The organism is Pseudopontixanthobacter vadosimaris (assembly GCF_012979275.1).
GTDB lineage: Bacteria > Pseudomonadota > Alphaproteobacteria > Sphingomonadales > Sphingomonadaceae > Pseudopontixanthobacter > Pseudopontixanthobacter vadosimaris.
In genome coordinates this window covers 17,413-38,499 of sequence record NZ_JABASZ010000043.1, presented here as the reverse complement: position 1 = coordinate 38,499, position 21,087 = coordinate 17,413, and the positions used below count along the sequence as shown (strand labels likewise).

12 protein-coding genes and 1 pseudogene are annotated in these 21,087 nt (G+C 62.5%); 7 read left to right on the top strand and 6 right to left on the bottom strand.

The genetic code is table 11. The features are described from left to right. The first annotated feature begins 18 nt into the window (after positions 1-18). Both HG250_RS12360 and HG250_RS12355 read left to right on the top strand, forming a co-directional pair. Positions 19-1,551, top strand: a complete 1,533-nt coding sequence (locus tag HG250_RS12360; RefSeq protein WP_170005646.1) for an acetyl-CoA acetyltransferase — start codon at positions 19-21, stop codon at positions 1,549-1,551. A 34-nt stretch (positions 1,552-1,585) separates the two neighbouring features. Continuing rightward, positions 1,586-2,797, top strand: coding sequence for an NAD(P)-dependent alcohol dehydrogenase (locus tag HG250_RS12355; RefSeq protein WP_240957117.1), 1,212 nt, complete (start codon positions 1,586-1,588; stop codon positions 2,795-2,797). Positions 2,798-2,819: 22 nt separating this feature from the next. Here the strand turns inward: HG250_RS12355 and HG250_RS12350 are convergent, their stop codons facing one another. Further along, positions 2,820-3,428: a TetR/AcrR family transcriptional regulator gene (locus HG250_RS12350; protein ID WP_170005645.1), complete on the bottom strand. Its 609-nt coding sequence runs from the start codon at positions 3,426-3,428 to the stop codon at positions 2,820-2,822. Between the two features lie 192 nt (positions 3,429-3,620). Between HG250_RS12350 and HG250_RS12345 the strand changes: the two genes are divergently transcribed. The 4 genes from HG250_RS12345 (at position 3,621) to HG250_RS12330 (ending at position 11,637) form a co-directional block, all read left to right on the top strand. After that, positions 3,621-4,907, top strand: coding sequence for a cytochrome P450 (locus HG250_RS12345; RefSeq protein ID WP_205763634.1), 1,287 nt, complete (start codon positions 3,621-3,623; stop codon positions 4,905-4,907). Between the two features lie 66 nt (positions 4,908-4,973). Beyond that, a complete protein-coding gene (locus HG250_RS12340) occupies positions 4,974-7,550 on the top strand; it encodes a flavin-containing monooxygenase (RefSeq protein WP_170005644.1) in 2,577 nt (858 codons plus the stop codon). 365 nt (positions 7,551-7,915) lie between these two features. Further along, positions 7,916-10,054: a PQQ-dependent dehydrogenase, methanol/ethanol family gene (locus HG250_RS12335; protein WP_170005643.1), complete on the top strand. Its 2,139-nt coding sequence runs from the start codon at positions 7,916-7,918 to the stop codon at positions 10,052-10,054. A 155-nt stretch (positions 10,055-10,209) separates the two neighbouring features. Beyond that, positions 10,210-11,637, top strand: a complete 1,428-nt coding sequence (locus tag HG250_RS12330; RefSeq protein WP_170005642.1) for an aldehyde dehydrogenase family protein — start codon at positions 10,210-10,212, stop codon at positions 11,635-11,637. Between the two features lie 251 nt (positions 11,638-11,888). On the opposite strand, the gene HG250_RS12325 is transcribed toward HG250_RS12330, so the two are convergent. From HG250_RS12325 to HG250_RS12300, 5 genes and pseudogenes are all read right to left on the bottom strand, one after another. Continuing rightward, a complete protein-coding gene (locus HG250_RS12325) occupies positions 11,889-13,919 on the bottom strand; it encodes a prolyl oligopeptidase family serine peptidase (protein ID WP_420821338.1) in 2,031 nt (676 codons plus the stop codon). Positions 13,920-14,261: 342 nt separating this feature from the next. Then, positions 14,262-17,729: pseudogene (locus HG250_RS12315) on the bottom strand (PAS domain S-box protein). A gap of 64 nt (positions 17,730-17,793) precedes the next feature. After that, positions 17,794-18,915: a glycosyltransferase family 2 protein gene (locus tag HG250_RS12310; RefSeq protein WP_338103919.1), complete on the bottom strand. Its 1,122-nt coding sequence runs from the start codon at positions 18,913-18,915 to the stop codon at positions 17,794-17,796. Next, a complete protein-coding gene (locus HG250_RS12305; protein ID WP_170005639.1) occupies positions 18,884-19,762 on the bottom strand; it encodes a tetratricopeptide repeat protein in 879 nt (292 codons plus the stop codon). The genes HG250_RS12310 and HG250_RS12305 overlap by 32 nt, the downstream gene beginning before the upstream one ends. Then, positions 19,759-20,133: a response regulator transcription factor gene (locus tag HG250_RS12300; protein ID WP_240957116.1), complete on the bottom strand. Its 375-nt coding sequence runs from the start codon at positions 20,131-20,133 to the stop codon at positions 19,759-19,761. The genes HG250_RS12305 and HG250_RS12300 overlap by 4 nt, the downstream gene beginning before the upstream one ends. 278 nt (positions 20,134-20,411) lie before the next feature. Here HG250_RS12300 and HG250_RS12295 point away from each other — a divergent pair, with 278 nt between their 5' ends. Then, positions 20,412-21,059 carry a hypothetical protein gene (locus HG250_RS12295; RefSeq protein ID WP_170005637.1) on the top strand — a complete coding sequence of 216 codons (648 nt, stop codon included), beginning with the start codon at positions 20,412-20,414 and terminating at the stop codon, positions 21,057-21,059. The last annotated feature ends 28 nt before the right edge of the window (positions 21,060-21,087 follow it).

The following is a 21,087-nucleotide window of genomic DNA, read 5'->3' as shown; positions in this document are numbered from 1 at the left end:
TCGGGAAGGGGTATAACTATGGCAGTTCATCCGCGTACGCCCGTTCTTGTCGGCGTCGGCCAATGCGTCGATCACTGGGACGGCAAGGATGCTTCTCGGGCACCGTCACCGCGTGGTTTGCTCAGCATCGCGGCCGGGCGCGCCGTGCAAGATACGGGTGCACCGGCCGAGGTGTTGGCTTCGATCGATCAGGTTCATGTCGTGCGCCGGTTTGCGGATTCCATGCCCGGCAATCCGCCGTTTGGAAGCTGCAAGAACCCACCTGCGTCGCTCGCCGCCGATATTGGCGTCGACGGTGCGGAGCATATCTATTCCGTCGTCGGCGGCGATCAGCCGCAAAAGCTGGTGAACGAGGCCGCGGAGAACGTTTTTTCCGGTCGGGCGCGAACCGTGCTGATCGGCGGGAGCGAAGCCATTGCCGCCATGAAAAATGCGCTGCGAAATGGCATTGCGCTCGATTGGTCGGACAGCGCGGAAGGCAATCTGACGGATCGCGGCATGGGGGCCCGGTTGCTCACCGAATATGAAACGGACAATGGCCTGGGCAAGCCGATCAGCACCTACCCCCTGTTCGAGAACGCGCTGCGCCACCGCTGGCAGCTCAGCGAGCGGGATTACGATGCCATGATGGCGGAATTGCTCGCCGAATTCTCCCGGATTGCCGCGGACAATCCATACGCCCAGTACCCGCAAGCACGCACGGCTGAGTTTCTGTCTACGGAAAGCGAGGAGAACTTCCGTATCGCATCGCCTTATCTGAAATGGCACGTGGCACAGGACGGAGTCAATCAGGGCGCGGCTGTCGTGCTGACCTCTGTCGGAGAAGCAGCGCGCATGGGGATCTCGCCGGAAAAATGGATCTATCTGCACGGCTATGCGCACGCGCACGATCACAATATTTCCGAGCGGCCGGATCTGTCGAAGTCCCCACCCATCGAACTGGTTGCCAGGCACGCAGTGGAGAGTGCCGGCACATCGACGGGTAAAATCAAGCATTTCGATCTCTACAGCTGTTTCCCCTGCGCAGTCTTTCTCGCCGCCGAGGCGCTCGATCTGGATTGGCGCAAGACTCCTGCGACTGTCACCGGCGGCCTGCAATTCGCCGGCGGGGCAGGGAACAATTACTCGATGCATGCCATCGCCGCGATGGTCGAGAAACTGCGCGCAGAGCCTGCCGAGTTCGGCTTCGTCCTGGCCAATGGCGGCTTCCTGACCAAGGAAGCGGCAGGGGTCTATTCCGCGCGCCCCAAACAGGACTGGCAGCCAATATCCAGCGAGGGATTGCAGGCGCAGATCGACGAGGCCCGGCTGGATTGCGGCCTTTCGGAGGATGCGAACGCGGAAATAGAATCCGTCTCCGTAACATATAGACGCGGTGATCCGAGCCATGCCGTGGTAGTTGCAAGGTCCGACAAGGGTCGCATCATTGCCCGCAGCCGGTCCGGCGATCTCACGACGATGAAGGCTCTGGATCAACCCGGTATGATCGGCAGCCGGATCGCCATCAAACATGAAGATGGCCGCAACTTCGTCGAGGCAATCGCCGGGTAAGACATCAATCACGAGGGATGAGGTGGCAGGCTCAATGACGCATTTCGATCCGCAACCGGATACCGATTTCACTGCGGGCAATATGCTCGAAGACATCGAGGTTTGCACGAGTGACGAGAGCATACAGGAGCCGAGCATGACGACGTCGATCAGCGCAGCCATTGCATCGCCCGAAGGCGGGCCGTTCATCATCGATCAGGTCGAACTCGATGCCCCGCGCGACGATGAAATCCTGGTGGAGATCAAGGCGGTTGGCCTGTGCCATACAGATGTCGTCGCCCAGGCGGGCGCATTCGATTTCGGCCTGCCGGTGGTATTGGGCCATGAAGGGGCGGGGATCGTTCGCAGGGTCGGCGCGAACATTACCAGGGTCGTACCGGGAGATCGCGTGGCGCTGTCCTTCCGCTCATGCGGTGCGTGTTCCAAATGCGATGATGCGCACCCGGCCTATTGCCACACCATGCCTGCGCTGAATTACGGCGGAATGCGCACGGATGGGTCCCGTACGATCCACAAGGGTCCAGACGATATCGCGGGAAATTTTTTCGGCCAGTCGAGCTTCGCCAGCCATGCGCTGACGTATGAGCGCAACATCGTCAAAATTCCCGACGACGTGCCGTTCGAGATTGCGGCGCCGCTGGGTTGCGGCGTCCAGACGGGGGCGGGAAGCATCTTGAACGCGATGGATTGCGAAGCTGGCTCCGCGTTGCTGGTAACGGGTGGCGGCACGGTGGGACTGAGCGCGGTGATGGGCGCGAAATTGCGCACATGTGCGACCATCATCGTTGTCGAACCGATCGCGGCGCGGCGGGACATGGCGGTGGAACTGGGCGCGACGCACACGATCGATCCGATGGCCCAAGACAATCTTGCCGCAGCCATCCGCGAAATCTCAACGGTCGGCGTCGACTACGCTCTCGACACGACGGGCCGCGCCGATGTGCTCGAAGCGATCATGCAGGGGCTCGCGCCGCAGGGAACTCTGGGGTTGGTCGGCATCGCCGCACCGGGCAGCAAGCTGCCGGGCGAGGTCAATCAGGTCATATCGCTCGGTCACAAGGTCATGGGCATCATCGAAGGGGACAGCGAACCATCGGCCTTTATCCCGGAACTGATGGAGCATTTTCTGGCGGGCGACCTGCCCGTCGATAGACTGCTGAGCAGATACAGGCTGGACCAGATCAACGAGGCGGTTGCGGACCAACATTCAGGCAAGTGCATCAAGCCCATACTGTCTTTTGAATAGCCGCGCGAGGCGGTCATGTGCCTCAAGCGGGGGACAGCGCCCTCTTGATCGCCACGATGGCTGCTTGAGTGATCGTCTGCAAATCTGCATCGGGCTCGAGCAGGGATTGCATGACGACGCCCAGCATCAGGCTGCCGACGATCGTGGCAGCCACTTCAGGAACCAAAGCGGGGTCGATGTCGCCCTCCTTCTGGCCCTGTTCGATGATCTGCATCAGATCGACCCTGGTTAGTTGGTGGCTGTTACGAAAGAACTCCTGCCGCTCCAGCCGGTTGGCCAAGGCATCGGCAAACAGCATGAAATGGGCATTGACCTGTTTGTCGTGCAGGATGCGATTGAACAGCGTAGAGACATAGATCTCGATCTTTCTCAGCGCGCTGACGTCTGTTTCCAGGCAGGCGACATATTCCTTTCTCCCCGTTTCGGCGATGCCTTCGAGCAGGGACGATATGAACTTTTCCTTCGACCCGTATTTTTGCGTAATCAGGCTGCGGCTGTAGCCGGACGACTTGCCGATCCGTTCGAAGGTGACGGCCTCATATCCTTCGGTGACGGTGATCTGGGCACCCGCATCCTTGAGCGCCTTGTCGGACCTTTCCCGGCGAACGCTTTGCGGTTCTCTTTTCTTCAATGCAAACCTTCCCTGCCGGCCAGGCAATGCCTGTAACAGCTTCGATTGCGCCCACCTAGCTTGGCAGCGATGCTCCTTGCAAATCGCGATCTGGGATAGGCTTTTCATGCTTGAACGAGGCCCGGCTTTGCCCAAGTTACTAGTTGACTGACTATCATCGAGGCGTACATCTTCCAGCAAAAGAAAAAGCGAATGGAGAGACTCATGCCTTCGGAGATACCCGCTGCACTCGCAGCGTCGATCGTCAATCCGGCCACCTATGCGGACCCGCCGAAGATCAACGCCGCATTTGCCGAGATCCGGCGGAACTATCCATTCGCAAAAGCCAGGGTTGAAGGTTTCGATCCTTTCTGGGTGGCATCCAGGCATGCCGATGTGATCGCCATCGAAACGCAGCCTGATATCTTTCTGAATGGTGCCGGGTCGAACAATCTGGCGCCAAGATCGAGTGTCGATATGGTCAAGGCTGCGACTGGTGAGAACAACCTTATCCGCACTCTGGTTACCGTTGACGGCGCCGAACACAAGGCCTTGAGAAAAATTGGTTTTCCCGCCTTTACGCCAAAGGCGCTGAAAGCGCTGGAAGCCGATATCCGGGACATCGCCCGGGAATATGTGGACAGGTTTGTCGAAAACGCTCCACATAGCGACTTCGTCGAGGATATCGCTCTCAACTATCCGCTTCGCGTCGTGATGAGTTTGCTGGGCGTTCCGGCTGAAGACGAACCCTTCATGCTCAGGCTGACCCAGGAAATTTTCGCCGCAGACGACCCTGATCTGAACCGGTCGAAAACGGAAGTCACCCCGGAACAGCGGCTGGCCGCTGTCAGTGCCGTCATGAAAGATCTGGAGGACTATTTCGGCAAGGTCACCAAGGAGGCTCGCGAGCGGCCAACCGAAGGGCTCAACAGCCTGATCGCCAATGCCAGGATCGATGGCGAATATCTCACTGATCGCCAGCTCATGGGCTACTACATCATCGCCGCAACCGCGGGGCACGATACCACATCGAACACTGTCTCCTCCGCCATGTGGGCGCTTGCCGAGCGGCCCGAATTGCTGGCCGAGTTGCAAGAACACCCCGATCGTATCGACGGCTTCGTCGAGGAATCGGTTCGCTGGGCCAGCGCGGTCAAGACCTTCATGCGAACCGCTGTCGAGGATGCTGAAATCGCCGGCCAGCAAGTGAAGTCGGGCGACTGGATCATGCTGTCCTATCATAGTGCCAGCCAGGACGAGGACGTCTATCCCGACCCGTTCACGTTCGACATCACTCGCCCCCGGCGCAAGCAGATCGCCTTCGGAACCGGCCCGCATGCCTGTATCGGCCAGCATCTCGCACGGATGGAAATGCGCGTTCTGTGGGAAGAACTGTTGCCGCGGTTGGATTCGGTCCGGCTGGCCGGCGAACCCAAGCTGTTCAAATCCAATTTCGTCGTCGGCCCGAAAACCCTGCCGATCGAATTTTCGGTCAGGTAGGTCAAGATCATGATGAAAATCACCTAGCTGCTGTCGGATTTACTGCATCATCGGGAGAGAATTGGCATGGAATCGCACACGAAGAGCTTTGATGTCATCGTAGTGGGCGCAGGGTTCGCCGGCCTATATCTCGTCCATAAAATGCGTGAGCTGGGCCGGTCCGTCCACGCGTGTGAAACCGCAGACGATGTCGGCGGAACCTGGTTTTGGAACCGCTATCCCGGTGCGCGCTGCGACATCGAAAGCATCGACTATTCTTTCGGCTTCGATCCCGAGTTGGAGCAGGAATGGGAATGGAGCGAGAAATACGCCACCCAGCCTGAAATCCTGCGCTATGCCCGGCATGTTGCCGACCGCTTTGATCTGCGGCGCGATATCAGCTTCAGTACGCGCGTTGAAAAAGCAGTCTGGGATGCAACCGCCTCGCGCTGGACCGTGACAACCACGGATGGCGATGCTGCGACCTGCCGCTTCTTCATCATGGCAACCGGGTGCCTCTCCCAGCCCAAGGACATCGACATCGAAGGCATCGAGGACTTCGAGGGCGAAATCTACCGCACCCATAGCTGGCCCCATGATGGGGTCGATTTTTCAGGCAAGCGTGTCGGGATTATCGGAACCGGGTCGTCGGGCATCCAGTCGATACCGCTGATTGCCGAAGAGGCCGAACACACCGTCGTATTCCAGCGGACCGCAAACTATTCGATCCCTGCCGGCAACGGACCGATTCACCCGGACAGGCTGGCGGTGAAGGATCGCTACGGGGGCTATCGCGAAGAAGCGCGCTGGACGAAGGGAGGAGTGCCTGGCCCGGTGGGAACGGAGTTCGCGCTGACCGTGTCCGACGAGGAGCGTCAGGAACGATATGAAACGCTGTGGGCGAAAGGCGCGATCACTCACCTGTCGCTGGAATTCGCCGATCTGATGATCAATCTGGAAGCGAATGATACGTTGTCGGAATTCGCCAGGAAGAAAATTCGCAGCAAGATCGACGATCCGGAAAAGGCCGAGATCCTCACACCCACGGAATTCCCGATCTGCACCAAACGCCCGTGCCTCGACACGAATTATTTCGAAACCTTCAACAATCCCAACGTCGATATCGTCGATATCAAGAAAGATCCGATCCTGAAGATCGACCGGAACGGGATTGCTACGAAAAACGGGGTCTTCGAATTCGACACCATCGTGTTCGCGACAGGATTCGATGCGATGACAGGCGCGCTTCTCGCGGTCGATATCGTCGGTCGAAACGGCCGGACCCTGAGAGAAAAATGGGCGCATGGGCCAGTCAGCTATCTCGGTCTGACTGTCGAAGGTTTCCCGAATTTCTTCACGATCACCGGCCCCGGCAGTCCATCGGTCCTGTCCAACATGATCCTGTCGATCGAACAGCATGTCGAATGGATTGCCGATTGTCTGAACTATATGAGCGAAGAAGGTCTCGATACTATCGAAGCGACACCGACTGCGGAAACGGGCTGGGTCGAATATGGAACGGCGACCGCTGACGTTACCCTCTATCCCCTGGCGAAATCGTGGTACATGGGTGCCAACGTTCCGGGCAAACCGCGCGTTTGCCTGCCCTATACCGGCGGCGTCGATGCTTACCGGAGGGTTTGCGACGATGTCGCCGCACAGGATTATCTTGGCTTCGCATTCGATGGTGTCGGCGGCCCACGCTGCAACGATGGCCTCATTCGCCGCCAGCAGCCCGATGTCGTCGCAATGCTCGAATTGATGGCCGGAATGGATCTGCCGCCGTTCGAAACCATGTCGCCGGCAGAAGCGCGCGCGACATCGGAAGCGATTGGCGCCGGCAGCCCTCCAGGCCCGGCGGTCGGGGAGGTTGTCGATGGCAGATTCCCTGGCCCGGACGGTGATCTGGACTATCGTTTGTATCGCCCCGACACGCCCGGCCCACATCCGGTCACGGTGTATTTTCACGGCGGCGGATGGGTTCTGGGTGATCATGCCTCGGATGACGCATTTTGCCGTGATCTGTGCAAGCAATCGAACAGTATTATTGTCTCTGCCAATTACCGCCACGCGCCGGAGGCGCGGTTTCCTGCCGCCGCCGAGGACGGCTTTGCGGCCCTGCGATGGGTTGCAGACAATGCCGAAGTCCTGGGCGGCATCCCTGGCGAGCTGTCCGTATGTGGCTGGAGCGCGGGCGGCAATATCGCGGCAGTCGTCTGCCAGTTGGCCCGCGATGCAGGCGGCCTGGCGATACAAGCGCAAGTGCTCATAACGCCGGTCGTCGATGCGACCGACAACAGCCCCTCCATGCATGACAATGCCGAGGGATTCGTGCTGACCAGAGCGTTGATGGACTGGTTCTGGGATCAATACGCCGATGAAGCCGAGCGCGATGACCCCAGGGCCTCGCCTCTGCTTGCGGACGATCTGGCAAACCTGCCGCCTGCCTTGATCGTCACTGCAGAATTCGATCCACTTCGGGACCAGGGAATCGCCTATGCGAAGGCTCTGGCCGCCGCGGGGAACAACGCGCGCTGCATCACCTGTCCGGGGCAGATCCACACGTCATTCGCCAGCGTTGGCGCTATCCCTACTGCAAATGCGGCGCGCGCAGAGATTGCGGCTGCCCTGAAAGCTGGCTTTGGCGCCATGGAAGCAGCTTAGGCCGTCCTGGATCATGGTTTCAGCCATATTTCTGCTGCGGCGAGGTTCAGGAAAGGCAAGGATCGAAGCCGCCGTCCAGCAGATCGAGTGGCGCTTTGGAAAGGTTCGGATGGAAATCGAGCGTCGGGTTGTGCTCGAGAATTCACGCAGGCAAATGCTTTCCAGAGGCGCGTTGGCCGTGATCCGCTATGCCGGAATATGCAGAACGTTGAAGCCCTGGCAGGTCGAGCTGCCCGCCCGCAGATCTGCGAAGGTCGCTCGCTGCCCCGACACGACATTCAGATGGACAGTGCGAGGTTCGTGATGCACCTTTGTGCAAACGGGATGCCCGAAGAACGGTGCCCGGCCTTGGGAGAGGATGCCATATGACGAACCGTGCGACCGCCGCGTTGATCGCTCTCGCTCTTGGGCTGGGGCTGGCCAGCTGCAACCGCGCCGCGGGAGACGACATCGACGACGCCCGCCTGCTTGCCGCCCAAGGGGACGATGCGAACTGGATCACCTACGGCCGCAATTACGAAGAACAGCGTTATTCGCCGCTCGATCAGATCGATACGGCCAGCGTCGGCGATCTCGGCCTTGCCTGGTATGCCGATATGGACACTGCGCGCGGGCAGGAGGCGACGCCGCTGGTGATGGATGGCAAACTCTATCTCACCACCGCGTGGAGCAAGGTGAAGGCCTATGACGCCGCCACGGGGACGGAGCTGTGGTCCTACGACCCGCAAGTGCCCGGTGAAACTGCGGTCAAGGCGTGCTGCGACGTCGTCAATCGCGGGCTGGCGGCATGGGGCGACGCGCTGTTCCTGGGCACGCTGGACGGGCGGCTGGTCAAGCTCGACCGGGACACGGGCAAGGTCGTGTGGGAGAAGGTGACGGTCGACCAGGATCAGAGCTACACCATTACCGGCGCCCCGCGCGTGATCGACGGCAAGGTGATGATAGGCAATGGCGGCGCGGAATTCGGGGTGCGCGGCTATTTCGCGGCGTATGATGCGGATGACGGCGAGGAATTGTGGCGCTTCTACACCGTACCCGAAGGGGATGAAGGGGCGGACGCGCCCGCTTACCTGCGCAAGGCCGCCAGGACCTGGTCAGGCGACACGCTGACCGGGGAGGATGGGATCGGCGGCGGCGGCACGGTATGGGACGCGATGGCCTATGACGCCGATCTCGACCTGCTCTATGTCGGCGTCGGTAACGGGTCCCCGTGGAGTCGCGCCTATCGCAGCCCCGGTGCGGATGGGCGGGGCACGGGTGACAATCTCTATCTTTCCAGCATCGTCGCGGTGCGGCCAGGCACCGGCGAATATGTCTGGCACTACCAGACCACGCCGGGCGAAACGTGGGACTTCACCGCCACGCAGCACATCATGCTCGCGGATCTGGACCTGGGCGGCACCACGCGCAAGGTGCTGATGCAGGCGCCCAAGAACGGCTTCTTCTACGTGCTCGACCGCGAAACGGGGGAGTTCATCAGCGGCGATCCCTACGTCACGGTCAATTGGGCGAGCGGCATCGACGCAAATGGCCGTCCGATCGAGAACCCGGAAACACGTATCGACCGCACGGGCAAGCCGGCTCTGGTCACGCCCGGCGCGCTGGGCGGGCACAATTGGCACCCCATGGCCTTCCACCCGGGTGAAGGCCTGGTCTATATCCCCGCTTTCGAAGCGGGCATGCTTTACGCCCCGCAGGCAGATTGGAAGCCCGACCGTGCGCGCGGCTTCAACATCGGCTTCGACATGGGCGCAGGCGACCTGCCAGCGGACGAAGGCTTCCGGCGGGAGGTCGCGGGCACCATCAACGGCAAGCTGATCGCCTGGGATCCGGTGGCGCGCCGCGCCCGATGGATCGTGGAATATCCCGGCCCGTGGAACGGCGGCTTGCTGGCGACCGGCGGGGGGCTGGTGTTCCAGGGCACTGCGGGCAGTGAGTTCAACGCCTATAATGCCGCGACGGGCGACAGGCTCTGGAGCTTCCCCGCCCAGACGGGGGTGGTCGCGCCGCCCATCACCTATACGGTCGGCGGGACACAATATGTCGCCGTATTGGCCGGCTGGGGCGGCGCGTACGCATTGGCGGCGGACGGGCAACTGATCGCGAAGGACCGCCCGGTGCGCAACGTCTCGCGCCTGCTGGTGTTCAAGCTGGGCGCGGATGGCGAACTCCCTGCTGAGGCAAGCTTCGCCAAGGCCCCGCTCGACCCGCCGCCCAGCCGCGCTTCGGCGGCGACCATCGCGATGGGGGGCAAGGCCTATGCCCGCTATTGCTCCGTCTGCCATGGCCCGGGCGCGGTGGGATCGACCGTGCTGCCCGACCTGCGCCGCAGCGGCGCGCTGGAGAACAAGGCCGCCTGGATGAGCATCGTGCATGACGGCATGCTGCAGGACAGCGGCATGGCCAGCTTCAGGGACTCGCTCAGCCGCGAACAGATGGACGCCGTGCGCGAATGGATCATCTACCGTGCGAACGAGGACAAGGGGATGGCAGCGGAGCAGTAGCGGCATGCGTCATTCGCACGCAACGACCTTCCGGCCTCCGCCCCCAAAGATGGAGACGGAAAATTTAGCGCAGCGACCGAAGATATGTTAGGTTGCGCATCGAAACGCAAACGGACCGCCTGCCACCGGGCGGGCGCGATATGGGAGAGCACTGCATGACCACCGCCTACAAGAACCTGATCGATGGCGAACTAATCAGCACCAACAGGACTATGGAGGTGCTCAACCCCGCGAACGAGGACGTGATCGGCATCGTTCCGTCCTGCGGCAAGGAGGAACTGGACCGCGCCGTCGCCGCCGCGCGCAAGGCCTTTCCTGCATGGTCGAAAACCTCGATCGACGATCGCCGCGCCGTGATCCAGAAAATCAGTGCCGCGATCAAGGACAATGCCGACGAACTGTTCCGCCTGCTGACCCAGGAACAGGGCAAGCCACACGAACAGGCGAAGGGCGAGATTTTCGGCGCGGCAGGCATGGTCGCGGCGCAGTCCACCCTGTCGCTCGACGACGAGATCAACGAGGATAGCGACACCCGCCTGTCGCGCACCCGCCGCGTGCCCGTCGGCGTGGTCGGCGGCATAGTGCCGTGGAATTTCCCGGTCATGATGGCGATGCAGAAGATCGCGCCGGCCATGCTCAGCGGCTGCACCATCGTGCTGAAACCCTCTCCCTACACCCCGCTCGCCACCCTGCGCATCGCGGAACTGATCAAGGACATCGTTCCCGCAGGCGTGGTCAACATCATCACCGGCGAGGATGCGCTGGGCCCAATGATTACCGAACATCCCGATATCGACAAGATTACCTTCACCGGCTCCACCGCGACCGGCAAGAAGATCATGGAAGGCGCGTCGAAGGATTTGAAGCGCATCACCCTGGAACTGGGCGGCAACGATGCCAGCATCGTCCTGCCCGATGCGGATGTGGGGAAAGTGGCGGAACAATTGTTCTGGTCCAGCTTCTCCAATGCAGGCCAGATCTGCGTCGCGGCAAAACGCATCTATATCCATGAGGATATCTATGACGATCTCAGCCAAGCAATCGCCGAATATGCCAGGACCGTGACCGTCGGCGACGGATCGCAACAGGGCACCGGCGTCGGCCCCATTCAGAACAAGAAGCAGTTCGAACGGGTGAAGGAACTGATCCAGGATGCCAGGGACAATGGCTACAAGTTCCTGACCGGCGGTGAGGAGGGCGATCCCAGCGGCACCGGCTATTACGTGCCGATCACCATCCTCGATAATCCGCCCGAAGATGCGCGCATCGTGGCGGAGGAACAGTTCGGCCCGGTCATGCCGCTGATGAAATTCGCGACCGTGGACGAGGCGGTGGAACGGGCGAATGCTTCCGAATACGGCCTCGCCGGAGCGGTCTGGACGGCAGATACCGACAAGGGCGTGGAAATCGCGGAACGACTGGAAACCGGCACCGTCTGGGTCAATGAATATCTGCACCTCTCTCCCTTCGCCCCCTTCGGCGGCCACAAGCAGTCCGGTTTTGGCGCGGAATATGGCAAGGAAGGCCTTCAGGAATTCACCTACCCGCAGGTCATCACGGTGAAGAAGAACGCGATGGCCTAGGGCCGGGCGCCTCACATGAACTCCGGGATATGGTGCGGATCGCGTCTGCAGCTTTCTTGCGCCGCTACCCGGTGGAGAAGCGACGGCGGCTTTGCTGTGCGTCGGGATTCTAACTGGCCGCATTCTCCTGTCTGGGTCTTATGCCGCGACAGGACGGCCCGAAAAGCATTGTGCGAAAGCTAATCGCGCTTCATAAAGTTGCTCGAAACGAATTGCGATTGGACTGGCAGCGCCCTTACCGGCAATGTCGCTCACCTGTTCGCGGCGGGCCGTATCCAACCACTGCGGTAACGCTCGAACCAGGCCAGGATCGCGGATGCCTTTGCCGCCGATTGCGAAGGCCGTGCGGCGAATCCGCCGTGGCTGGCGCCCGGCACCTTCACCAGCGCGGTGGGAACGCCGCGCAAGCGCAAGGCGGTGTAATATTGCTCGCTCTCGCTGACGGGCGTACGATAATCCTCGCTGCCGACCACCACCAGCGTCGGCGTCTCGACATTGCCGACCAGCGACAAAGGGGAGAGGCGCCAATAGGTTTCGGGATCTTCCCAGGGCAGTGAGCCGATCCAGTAAGGTCCGAAAAACGCCGGATTGTCGGCGGTAAGTGCCTGCGTGGTCCAGTTGATCACCGGCTTCTGCGTCGCGGCAGCCTTGAAGCGGTTCGTCTTTCCGACGATCCAGCTTGTCAGCACGCCGCCGCCTGAACCGCCGGTGACGAACAGCTGGTCGGGATCGGCAATGCCCAGCGCGATGGCATGATCGACGATGCTGACCAAATCGAGATAGTCATTGCCGGGATAGGCCTTGTCGATCTGATTGGCGAAAGCCTCGCCATAGCTGGTCGACCCGCGCGGATTGGCGGACAGCACGGCATATCCGGCAGCGGCATAGAGCTGGTTGTCGGTCGAGAAGTGCGGGCCATAGGCGGCGAAGGGGCCACCGTGAATCTCCAGGATCAGCGGCACCTGTTCGCCCTCGCGATAGCCTGGCGGCAGCGTCAGCCACCCTTCGATCTCCAGACCGTCAAGGCTCGACCGGGCTGCAATCCGGCGCACCTCGCCCAGCGCCTTCACGCTGCGCAGCGACCGGTTGAGATCGGTAAGATAGCGCGCGTCCCCGCCGCGCGTGATCCGGACTTCGGCGGGGCGGGTCGCGGTGCCTCCGGTAAAGGCGATCGCATCATCCTTCGAAACGGAGAAGCTGCCTCCGGTATAGGGCCTGTCGAGGCCGCCGCCAGACAGTCCGCTGGCGACGTCGCGCACGCTTCCGTCGAGAGCGATCCGCGCGACGCGGGTTTCGCCGCTGACGTCGTATTGCGCATAGATCGCGCGCCCGTCGGCATCCCAGATGATTCCCGCAGGGCTGAAATCCCAGTCGCTGGTGAGATTTCTTGCGTTCGATCCGTCGTGATTCATGACGTAGAGATCGTCATTCTCGTAAGCGCGGCGCGCATCGTCGAAGCCGAGATAGGCGATCAGCCGCCCATCGGGAGAAGCGGCGGGATGACTGTCGGGTCCGTCCCGGTCAGTGAGCCGGGTGATGCCGCCGCTCGCCACGTCCAGTACATGGATTTCGCTTTCGACCGGATCGCTTTCCCAGTCCGGGCTGCGGTTCGCGCCAAAATAGAGCTTCGATCCGTCGGGAGCCCAGCTGAGCGGACCGCCATCGTGATACCGGCCGTAGGTCAGCTGGCGCGGCGCTCCGCCCGTCGCGGGTACCAGAAAAATCTTCTCGAACCCCGCTTCGATATAACCCTGTCCATCGGCGCGATAGGTGAGCAGGTCGCGGATCTCCAGAGGCTCCGCCCATTCGGCACCCTCTGGCTTCCGGGACGGTGCGGAACCGAGCGTCGGGCCGTCGTCCTTCACCAGCATGCTATAGGCGATCGATCGTCCGTCGGGAGACCATGCCAGGCTCGACGGGCTGGTCGGCAGACCGGTCAGGCGCACCGTCTCGCCCCCTTCCATGAACCGCACCCAGAGCTGCGGCCCGCCATTCTCGGTCGAGACATAGGCGAGGCGATCGCCGTTCGGCGACCAGCGCGGGTTGAAGGCATCCCCGTCGCTGCCCGCCAGCGGAACTTCCGCGCCGGTATCCGTATCGATCAGCCAGACGGAACTCACCTGCCGGTCGGTCATGATGTCGTTCGAGCGGCGGACGTAGGCGATCCGTCGTCCGTCGGGACTGATCTGCGGGTCGGAAGCCACGGCAAGATCGAACAAATCCGCGCCGGTGAAGCGCCGTTCCGGCCCGCTCCGCATGCTGCCGATGGCCGCACCGGACATGGCCTGGACCGACTGGCCCGTCTGCACAGCCGGTTCTGACCGGCCCGATGGCTCGGCATCCTGCTTCGCGAGGAGCGGCGCGGCATGAAAGGCAATTACGCTCGCCGTCAGGAGCATCGGTATCTGGCGCATCTGGAACATCTCCTCGAATTCGCGAACAGCACCGCTTTTCGCGAGGGATGAGCCACTATGCAAGAACAGATCCACGGCTCTTCAGCCTGGCGTCACGAATGCCCCGCCGTTTCCAGCGCAGCTATGCAGCACCCCCTCCGCTTGTGCAGCCCCCGGCCTGTGTAATGTGCCAGCGGGTGAGCCCCGCGCGCGGCTCTCCGCCCTTGTGCGTCACGCCGCCAGTCGCTGCCGCAGATCTTCGAGCAGACCGGCGGCGTTAATGCCGTTGGTTGCGTCTTTCAGCGCGTGTTCCAGCCCGCTTGCCGCTTCGCCAAGATCGGGATCGCCGAAATAGGCTGCGACTCCGGCAATCTGGTGGAGCATCGCTGCGATGTCCAAGCGGCGCGCCTGGCTGAAATCCCTTTCGCTCAGCGCCGCCTCGACCGCAGTGAGGGCGTTCTCCTTGCGCTCGGCAAACATGCGGATCAGTTCCGGGTTGGTTTCCTGTTCGTAATCGTCTTCCGGCGACGGAGTGCCAACTGCCCACCGCTGCAATGCGGCGACAAGCTCCCGCATTCGCATCGGCTTGGCAAGGTGGCCCTGCATTCCCGCGGCATGGCATTCTGCGATATCGTCGGAAAAGGCATTCGCGGTGAGCGCGACGATCGGCAATCGCTTCTCGTCATACCCCGCCGCCCGCAAGCGCCTGGTGGCACTCAGTCCGTCCAGTTTCGGCATCTGCAGGTCCATGAGGACGAGGTCGTAAGGTCTGCCGCTGCCAAAGGCGCGGTCCACCATGGCGATTGCCGCCTCACCATCCGCCGTCAGATCTGCCACACATCCTGCCTTGCCCAGCATGGCCAGCGTCAGCTTCTGGTTTATCGGATTGTCCTCCGCGACCAGGATGCGCCGCGGCGCGCCGGGAAAGTCGCCTGGCTGGGGTTCCGCGGGGGTGTCGACGGCTTCGGGTGCGGCGCATTTCTCGAATGGCAGCGTCAGCGTGAAGGTGGACCCTTCACCCTCCCTGCTCGAAACCTGCAGCGACCCTCCCATCATTTCCGCAAGTTCGGCACTGATCGGCAGGCCGAGGCCGGTGCCGCCGAACCGGCGCGCGATGCTTTCATCTGCCTAGGTGAACTTGTCGAAAACGTGATTCAAGCGATCGGGCGCGATGCCGATGCCGGTGTCCCGAACCGTGATGGCAAGCTGCGATGTGCCGGCCATCGCAACGCCGACATCGACGGACCCGCTCTCGGTGAATTTCAGGGCATTTCCGACGAGGTTCAGGACGATCTGCCGCAGTCGCATCGGGTCGGACAGAACCCATTGCGGTACGGCATCGCCAACATGCAGCCCCAGCGACAGGGACTTCTGCAGCGCAACCGGCTCCATCAACCGCAGCGTACCGTTCAGCTTGTGACGCAGATCGGTCGGCTCACGCGTAATCGTCATCTGCCCGGAATCGATCTTGGCCAGATCGAGAAGATCGTTGAGCAGCCGCAGCATCGCGCGCCCGGAATCGGCAATAATTTCGAGGTTCTGCCGTTGATCGTCTTCAAGCGGGCCGGCGAGGGCCAGTTCGGTAAATCCGATCACTCCGTTCATCGGCGTCCGGATCTCATGGCTCATATTGGCGAGGAATGCGGATTTCGCCTCGGCCGCGCTTTCCGCCGCATTCTTCGCCTGGACGAGCTGCGCTTCGAGGCGCTTGGTTTCGTTGACGTTGCGCAGCGAAGCGATGATTTCGTCGGGGGCGCCGGTCACGGGATCGCGCAGCAGCCCGCAACTCGCTTCCAGCCAGTCGAACCTGTCCGGCTTCAGGTGATTTCGCGAGCGGAACGACAGCTGGATACGCTCGATCTCGCCTTGGCTCAGGCGGGCGAAACTGCCGCGCACCCGCTCCCGGTCGTCCTCGTGGAAACCGGCGATCAGCTGTTTGCCAACCAGCATCTTCGCGGGAACGCCGAAGACATCGCGCGCGGAAGGCGACGCATACAGGCAGGTTCCATCCAGTCCCAGCCTGACCACCGCATCGGTCGCATTGTTCGCCAGCAGGGCAAGCTGTTCCTCGCGCCGCGCAAGTTCGGCCAGTGCATCCTTGCGCGCGGTCACGTCGCTGACGACGCCCACATATCCATTTATCTGGTCGTCGGGTCCGCGCACGGGGCGGAACACGACATGCCCCCAGGAAATGGAGCCGTCCTTGCGGAGCCAGCGAATTTCATCGTCGGCACCTTTTTCAGCCACCATCTCCGGCCGCCAGTCGGCGCGAAGGCGCTTCGCATCGCCTGGATGAAGCGCTGCAGCCCAGCGACCTTGCTCCCACTGGCCATCTTCGAGACCGGCGAGCGCTTTCCACTGCTGGTTTACATAGACCAACTGCCCGGCGGCGTCGGCCTGGAAGATGCCGACCGGCGATGCTTCGGAAAGGCAGCGGAAGCGGACTTCGCTCTCCTTCAGCGCGTGCGATTGCCGGATTTGCTCGGTGACATCGGTCAGGGTTCCTACCCCGCCGTCGAAGTGACCCGCAGCGCCGAATTGCGGCTCTATGGCGATCTCGATGTAGCGGATCGCATCATGTGCGAGAAGCGAGCGTACCACTACCGGTTCGGGGCGGTCGCCATTTTCCACGGCGCGCTGCCAAGCGGTCAGGATCGGGCGGTCCGCTTCGAGGACGCGGGCAAAGGCGATCTCGCCGATCCCGCTTTCAAGCGCGGCGCCGGTCGCCTGTTCCCAGCGTCTGTTGAGATAGGTCCAGCGCCAGTCGCCATCGACCTTGAACACGATTTCGCTGATCCCGTCGACGATGGAGGCGATCAGATCGCGGCTGCTTTCAAGTTCGGCGCGCAATTCGTCGCGGTTGCCGAGGATCGTGGCCACCGGCAGGCCGATGGCGATGCATGATGCGAGAAATGCCTGCAAGGCGACGATCTGTTCGCGGGGTCCGCCCCTGACCAGCGAAATCGGGCCGAACTCCTGAAATGTCGCGACCGATGCCACACAGGCAAGGACTGTCACCGTCAGCGCAGTGCCCAGCCGCCCGGTCCGAAAGGCCGCGAAGATCACGACCGGCGCCGCGAGGAACAGGAACGGATAGGTTTTCTGATAGAAGATGAGGGGCAGCACGATCGCCAGCGCCAGCATGACGCTGCCCCAGCGCCATGCCAGGTCACGGTCCGGTTTCGCCGGACGCGCGAAAGGGTCGCGAGCGATCAGGACGAGCGGAGTCAGAATGGCGATCGGCATGCAATGCGCCGCCAGCCACTGGCCGAAATGGGGGAAGATTGCCGCATCACCGTAGATGCCGACGATGGACGCCGAAAGGAGGGCGGGGCCGATCGGGACAACGCCCGACACCAGCGCAACCGCGCCGAGATGCCGCAGCCCGTCGAACCGCTCCTCACGCCCGAAAAGCCGCTGCAGGGCCAGGATCGACATTGCGATCTCCAGCAGATTAGCCAGAGCGAGCGCGAAGGCCTGCACCGCGGTGTCGCCGAACGACAGGTTGAGCACGATATTGCCGCCGAAGCAGGCAAGGATCGCCTGCAGCTGGCAGACCGGATCACGGCGCAGCAACAGGCCGATGACGACGGCATTGCCGATCCAGAATGCGGCGAAGCGGCCGCTGTCGATCGTCAGGTCGATCAGCACATGGCCGAACAGCGCGAATAGCGTCGCCAGCGCCAGAATGCCGATCATGCTGCAGGCCCTGCCGCGCCTGACGGCGTTCGGGGCTACGGGATCGGCTCCGCGAACCACCAGCCTATGCTTTCGCAAAACCTACGCGCGGAACCGCCGCCCAGGCGGTTTCCTTGCGCAGGAAGCTGCGGATGCCGCGCAGCCTGTAGACGAGGTTGACCTGGCGGAACCCGAAATTTTCAGCGAAGGCTGCGGCACCGATCCGGGCCAGATCGCGTGCGGTGGGCGTGCGGCGCAACTGCACTTCCTCCAGCGCCAGCGAGCCGAAGCTGAGCGCGGTGCCGAACAGAACGGTAAGACACAGGAAGGCAAGCGCCACCGGCGGCTCGAGCACGCCGAGCAGGGCCGCGGCAGGCACGACGATGTAACCGAGGAGTTCCGCAGGCGCTCCGATCACGTCTTCGAGCACCAGCTGCGGCATTCCTATCATCCCCACCCGCCCGTAGCGCGGATTGCCGATCATCCTGCGATGCGCCACGAGCGTTTCCAGCGCGCCCTGCTGCCAGCGCGCCCGCTGATTGCGCAATCCTGCCAGATTCGCCGGGGCTTCTGTCCAGCACACGATGTCCGGGACGAAATCGACCGCATAGTCGCGCTTCTGTTCGCGCATGTAGCGGTGCAGCCGCACGACGACCTCCAGGTCCTCGCCCACCGTATCGTGCCGGTATCCGCCGATCTCCAGCAGAGCGGATCGGCGAAACATTCCGAATGCGCCGGAGATCAGCAGCAGCGTGCCGAAGCTGGCATTGGCCACGCGCGCCGTCAGGAAGGCGCGCAGATATTCCACGATCTGGAACCGTGGCACCCATTCCCGCGTGACCGCGATCTCGCGGAGCGACCCGCCTTCGATAGTGCAGCCATTGGCGATGCGGATCGTGCCGCCGACGGCCACCAGCCGCCCATCGTCATGCATATAGGGTTCGGCCGCGCGCAGCAGGCCGTCGGGTTCGAGGATGGAATCGGCATCGATCACGCAGACCAGCGGGGTGCGTGCGAAGCCGATGCCCGTGTTGACGGCGTCCGCCTTGCGGCCGTTCTCCTTGTCACCACCAGCAAATTGGGGAAGCGGCGCGAACGATAGGTTTGCAGTACTCTCGTCTTCTGGAGCACGGCGATCTGCTCGCGCTCGCTCGGTTCGAGATCGAAGCCGGCTATCAGCGCCTGAACAGGTTGATCGTGCGCGCACTCAACGCCAGTGATTTGCCCAGCGTCTGCCGTACGCCGAGCCGTGCCACGAATACGTCATCGCCCCGATAGGCGGCATAGCGCCCGTCCAGCAGCAGCGTGCTTTGCGTACCCAGCGCTTCCTCGCCCCCGACGCCCACACTCCAGCTTTCGCGGAAATCGGGGCTGGGGGTGACGCTCCCGCTGATGAAGAGGGATCCGCTGGTTTGCCTGAGCATGTCCGCGCGCAGGGCGAGGCGCGTGTCGGACAGCGCCCGCCGTTCATGCTCGACCTCCAGAACCGCCCGCACGGCAGGGGTCAGCGATGCGGCAATTGCGCCGCTGGCCATCGTCCATGTGTCGCCCGAACCGCCGGGGAACTCGACCCGCGAGATTCCTGCACCGATACCCGCCGAGAAGAGCCGGATGGACCGGGCCTGTTGCTGCCGCGCGATGAAATTCTGCGCGTCTGCCAGGCCGGGATAGTCGGGCTGCGCCAGAGCTATGGCATCGGCCTGCGCCCGGGCATCGCCGGTCCGGCCGCGCCAGGCAAGGATATTCGCGCGGGCCAGTTGCACATCGAGATCTGCGGGCGCCAGCGCCAGCGCGCGGTCGATGGTTTCCTGTGCACCGGCAAGATCGCCCTGTGCCGCCTGCACATTCGCGAGCCGCCGCAGAAGATCCGCATCGGCGGGCGCCTTCTCCAGCAATCGCCGGAGAATGGCCTCCGCTTCTGCGAAATATCCCGCGCCATAGGCTTCCTGCGCCGCCTCGCGCTCCTCACCGCGCGATTGCACCAGAGCAGGCTGCGCCAGGGCAGGCTGGGCCAGAAGCAGCGCCGCAAGCAGGGCGGCCAGCCTGGGGTTCATCGGCCCACCCTTGCCAGCAGGTTGGAAATGCGCAGCAGCAGTTCCTGCGGAATGAAGGGCTTGGTGAGATATTCGTCTACACCGCCCTTCAGCGCGGCGATGACATCGCTCTCGCTCCTGCGCGCGGTGAGCATGACCACCGGAATCTTCGCCGTTGCGGGGTTTGCCTTCATCTGGGCAAGCACTTCGGGCCCGCCGACGATCGGCATCATCGAATCGAGTACGACCAGATCGATATCCTGCGTGCGCGTCGCTTCCAGCGCCGCCATTCCATCGGCCGCACACACGACCTGATGCCGCTCACCCTCGAGGCGGAAGCGCAGCATCTCGGTCAGGATGATGTCGTCGTCGGCTATCAGAATACGTGCCAAGGCGGCCTCCGGTGTCACCGGATGCATCTATCGGTTCGTAGTTAAATTTCCCTTACCGCCGGGGCCGCGCAATTGTCGGAAAGCGGCGTTTCTGCGCGCTTCCGGCTTATCGCGGCATAGCTCTCCACAGCGCGGGAAACGTCAAGGTCACCGGCGGAACGACGCCCGTCCGCTGTTCGCCAATGGTGCGCGCCCTGCGCGAGTTCAGGACATATTAAGCCAGGATAGAGTAGTGAAAACAGCATGTTATTTGCGCCTCACGCGCCACGTCCGTATTCATGTTCAGGGGATCGCCAATCGTCAGGAAAACTCTTATTGCCGCTTCTGCGGCGCTCGCCACGCTTGTTCCGGCAGGCGTCCATGCCCAGAGTATCGCACCCGGCCAGTCAAAGGCGGACTATCTTGCCTGGCTTGCTCAGAAGCCTGAAAATCCGGGCAAGGTGCGTTCGTTCCGCAAGTTCCTGACCGCGCAGCGCGTGCAGGACGTGGTGCCGATCTGGCAGCTTGTCCGCACCTCGTCATCGTGGCAGCAATGCAGTGCCGACCCTTTTGAGGTCGCTCCCGTCTCGCAATGGGGCAACATCGTCCAGACCCTCGGCTTCGTCAAAGGCGAAGTCATGCCGGCCATCGGCAAGGTAGAGGCGCTTTCGGGTTTTCGTAACGATGCGCTGAACCGTTGTTCTAACGGCAGGCCGGGTTCGGCCCACCGCATGTTCTTCGCCATGGATCTCGTGCCCGTCGAAGGGATCGCGCGGGGCGACATGATCTCGCGGCTGTGTTCCGCGCATGGCCGGAAGGGTGCAGACTACAGCACCGGGCTGGGATTCTACAGCGGATCGCGCTTCCACGTCGACAGCAATGGCTTCCGCAAATGGGGTGCGGACGGGCGGGGTGCCACGTCGCCCTGCAATCGCGGTTACGCCTGATCGCCGATGGATTTCTCCCGCTCCGTGG

Coding starts and splice junctions, on each gene's coding strand:
- HG250_RS12345 (WP_205763634.1), top strand. CDS start 3,621: ATGGAGAGACTCATGCCTTCGGAGATACCCGCTGCACTCGCAGCGTCG.
- HG250_RS12295 (WP_170005637.1), top strand. CDS start 20,412: ATGTTCAGGGGATCGCCAATCGTCAGGAAAACTCTTATTGCCGCTTCT.
- HG250_RS12330 (WP_170005642.1), top strand. CDS start 10,210: ATGACCACCGCCTACAAGAACCTGATCGATGGCGAACTAATCAGCACC.
- HG250_RS12335 (WP_170005643.1), top strand. CDS start 7,916: ATGACGAACCGTGCGACCGCCGCGTTGATCGCTCTCGCTCTTGGGCTG.
- HG250_RS12355 (WP_240957117.1), top strand. CDS start 1,586: ATGACGCATTTCGATCCGCAACCGGATACCGATTTCACTGCGGGCAAT.
- HG250_RS12305 (WP_170005639.1), bottom strand. CDS start 19,762: ATGAACCCCAGGCTGGCCGCCCTGCTTGCGGCGCTGCTTCTGGCCCAG.
- HG250_RS12325 (WP_420821338.1), bottom strand. CDS start 13,919: ATGTCCGGTGCGGCCATCGGCAGCATGCGGAGCGGGCCGGAACGGCGC.
- HG250_RS12340 (WP_170005644.1), top strand. CDS start 4,974: ATGGAATCGCACACGAAGAGCTTTGATGTCATCGTAGTGGGCGCAGGG.
- HG250_RS12360 (WP_170005646.1), top strand. CDS start 19: ATGGCAGTTCATCCGCGTACGCCCGTTCTTGTCGGCGTCGGCCAATGC.